Origin of the sequence: Nocardiopsis lucentensis DSM 44048 (assembly GCF_000341125.1) — a bacterium.
Taxonomy (GTDB): Bacteria; Actinomycetota; Actinomycetes; order Streptosporangiales; family Streptosporangiaceae; genus Nocardiopsis; species Nocardiopsis lucentensis.
Window position 1 is genome coordinate 1 of the sequence record NZ_ANBC01000042.1, and the last position, 3,397, is coordinate 3,397.

The following is a 3,397-nucleotide window of genomic DNA, read 5'->3' on the forward strand; positions in this document are numbered from 1 at the left end:
TCGGTCCGGGCCAGCTCCGGGGTGATGGCGCTGACGAACACGTACTGCTGGCCGCCGCTGTCCGGACGGTCGAAGAACCCGCGCTCCCCCGCCCCCGTGAGCGGGTCGTCGGTGTCCGGCCCGGTGTCCGCCGTCCCGACCGCGTCGGCGCCGGAGCACTCGGCGGCGCACACGAGGTCGACGAGCCGGTGATCGCCGAGCGGTCCGGTCCACGGGTGTGCCCAAGGGGACGTGGCGCGCTCGGCCAGGGCGGCCCACCGCTGGTGGGAGAGCCCGCCGTGCGTGTCACCCGGGACCCGGTCGACCTCCCGGGTGAGCTCCTCGGGGGTGTCGGGCGCGCTGACGCGGACGGTGCGCACGGTCACGCCCTCCGACCGAAGCCGCTTGACCCCCGTCAACTTGGCGGCCGTGCCGGGGACGACGACCTCGGCGGGACGGAGCCGGGCGGTGAGCAGGTCGGTGGCGAGCTGGTCGGCGTCGGCCTCCCCCGCCGGGTCGGCGAGGACGGCCACGGCGCGGCCGCGCAGCGGCAGGTCGGTTCCGGCGGTGCCGGAGGCGAAGTCGAGCCCCTCCAGGACCGCGGACAGGCGGACCGGGGTGGCCTCGTCGAGGAACACCCGGCGCAGGAGTTCGCGCTGCTCCGGGCCCGTGGGCCGCTCGGCGCGCAGGCGCGGCACGGACACCGCCAGGTCCTCGCCCGTGGGGCGGGGCAGCGGGGAGTGGGTGACCACGCGGGCGCCGCAGGCCCAGGCCCGTCGGCGGAGGCCGTCGGTGTCCGGCGAGGTCTCGGGAACCACCGCGACGTTGGCCGCGCGCAGGGCGTCGGGCAGGTCGGCGGCGTCGGCGTCGACGACGCGCACTCCGAGGTCGGTGAGGACGTCCGGGACGGGTTCGTCGCGCGCGGCCCGGACGTAGACCGCCGCGGGGCCGGGCGCGAGTTCGGCGGCGACCGGGTTGAACAGGTGGAGGGGGACTCCGGCGTCGCCCGTGTGGACGCGGTCGAAGCCGAGTCCGCGTAGGGCGGGGGGCGCCGGCGCGTCGTCGAGCAGGACGGCGGGGATGCCGCGGGCCGCGGCCGACTCCAGGACCCAGTGCAGGGCGCGGGTGCGGTCGGTGGCGGCGGGGTCGCCCACGTGCGCCCAGGGCGAGCCGGGGGCGGCGGCCGAGGCGGACACCAGGACGAGGTCGACGTCGACGCCGTCCATGACGATCTGTGCGTCGTGCGGACGCAGCGGGACCGTGCGCACGTACGGGTCGATGGCGGACTGGATGGCCGGGCCGACGACGGTGGCGGCGATGAGCCGGTCCTCGCGACCGCCCACGACTCCGGTGAGCAGCCGGGCCTCCTGGCGTTCGGCGTCGAAGGAGCGGACCGGCTCGCTGGCGGGGCGGCGGCGCTCGCTGTGGTTGGTCTGGCCGCTGCGGCGCCAGAGGCGGTAGAGATCGCGCGGGAGGCGGACCAGGGAACGGCCGGGCTTCTTGGCGGCCGCGGTGAGGGCGCGGCCGACCTGGAGGGAGGTCGAGCCCTCCACGGCGGCCAGACGTGCGCGCGCCTCCTGGAGCTGGGCCTCGCGTTCGGCCAGCGCCTGCTTGAGCTGCTCGGTCTGGCTCTGTTCACGCCGTTTCACGGTCTGCCACCTCGTGTTCTGATCGGATCGGCGTCGCCGCCGCGTCCATCGGGGGCCTGGGTGCTGGAACGGTCGGACGGCGCCGGGGGCGTGCGCCGGGCCGGGCGTGGGCGCCCGTGGTCGGATGCGTGGCGGACCCCGTGTGACGTCTGGGTGGTGTGGGGATCGGCCGGTGGAAGTCTGACATGGTGATCACCTCGTCCACTGGGTGAGGATGGCGGCGATCCGCTCTCCGGCGCGGCCGTCCCACAGCGGCGGGNNGCGCCCGTCCAGGGCCTTGCCGAGGGCCTGGAGGAGGTCGTCCTCGGTGACGAGCTGGTTGGTCCCGTGGGTGATGGTGACCGGCCGTTCGGTGTTGGGGCGCAGGGTGAGGCAGGGAACGCCGAGGATGGTCGTCTCCTCCTGCACGCCGCCGGAGTCGGTGACCACGGCCGCGGCGCCGCGGGTGAGCGCCACGAAGTCGAGGTAGCCGAGCGGTTCGAGGAGGCGGACACGCGGGTGGTCGCCGAGCCCGGCCCGGTCGAAGGCGGCCTTGCCGCGCGGGTGCACGGGCATGACCACGTCGGTGGTGTCGGCGATCTCGTGCAGGCGGGCGACGAGGCGCGCCACCGTGTCGGGGTCGTCGACGTTGGCGGGCCGGTGCAACGTGGCCGCCACGTAGCGCTCGGGCAGGTCGAGGCGGGCGCGCAGCGCGTCGGCGTCGAAGCGGTCGAGGTTGGCCAGGAGGGTGTCGATCATGGGGTTGCCGACCAGGTGAACGCGGCTGGGCGGGACGCCCTCCGCCGCCAGGTGGCCGACCGCCTCCGGGCTCGTGGCGAAGCACAGGTCGCTGAGCTGGTCGGTGACGCGGCGGTTGATCTCCTCCGGCATCGTGTCGTCGAAGGACCGCAGCCCGGCCTCCACGTGCGCGACGGGGATGCGCAGCTTGGCGGCGACCAGGGCGGCGGCCACCGTGGAGTTGACGTCGCCGTAGACGACGACCATGCCGGGCCGGCGTTCGGTGAACTCCTTCTCCAGGCCGACCATGAGCGCGGCGGTCTGGGCGGCGTGCGAGCCCGAGCCCACGCCGAGGTCGACGTCGGGGGTGGGCAGGCCCAGGTCGCGGAAGAAGACGGCGGACATGCGGTCGTCGTAGTGCTGCCCGGTGTGGACGACCGCCTGGTGCGCGCCGCGACCGCGCAGAGCCGAGACGACGGGCGCGGCCTTGACGAAGTTGGGCCGTGCCCCGACCACGTGCACGATCCCGGTGTCCTGACTCCCGAGGGGAGCGCTCGATGCCACGTCTCTCACGTTTCCTTCTGTTGGGGTGGTGTGCCCACCGAGGGGGTTGGTGGGTCGGATCCGACCTGGTGGAGGTCGCTGTGACCGGTGCGGGTCCGGGACGGTCCGACCGGTTCCTTGCCCGAGCCGTCCCGTCCGTGTCGCCGTGGTGTCACCACCTGGTCACGTCCGCGTGGTTGTGTGACTGACCGTGCATGACACCCAGACTTCCGAATCCCACGTCCCGCGTCCGCGCGCCCGCTGGGTGCGAGCGGTGACGTTCACCGTCACGTTGGCCTGGCGACACCTGCGGTCCGATCCCGCGCGGTTGCCGCTGCTGGCGCTGCGGTTGGCGCCCGGTCCGCTGCGGCGCGCGATCCGGGCCGCGGCCACCCGGTTGGGCGGCCTGGCACGGGCCTACGCGCTCTGGGACCGGGGCCTGCGCGGGGAGGCGCGCGCGGCGGTGCTCACCGCCGCGGAGGGCGCCTCCCCCCGCCGCGTCGGCCGGC

At 75.3% G+C, this 3,397-nt stretch carries 2 protein-coding genes and 1 pseudogene; 1 reads left to right on the top strand and 2 read right to left on the bottom strand.

Annotated elements, in window-relative coordinates:
• Together D471_RS0101205 and wecB are read right to left on the bottom strand one after the other, a co-directional pair.
• The coding region (locus D471_RS0101205; RefSeq protein ID WP_017596936.1) for a hypothetical protein at window positions 1-1,628 on the bottom strand (1,628 nt) is incomplete at its 3' end.
• Between the two features lie 192 nt (window positions 1,629-1,820).
• Window positions 1,821-2,909, bottom strand: coding sequence for a non-hydrolyzing UDP-N-acetylglucosamine 2-epimerase (gene wecB, locus D471_RS0101210; protein ID WP_017596937.1), 1,089 nt, complete (start codon window positions 2,907-2,909; stop codon window positions 1,821-1,823).
• Between the two features lie 253 nt (window positions 2,910-3,162).
• Between wecB and D471_RS0101215 the strand changes: the two are divergent.
• Window positions 3,163-3,397, top strand: a pseudogene (locus D471_RS0101215) (glycosyltransferase WbuB); the annotation flags it as partial.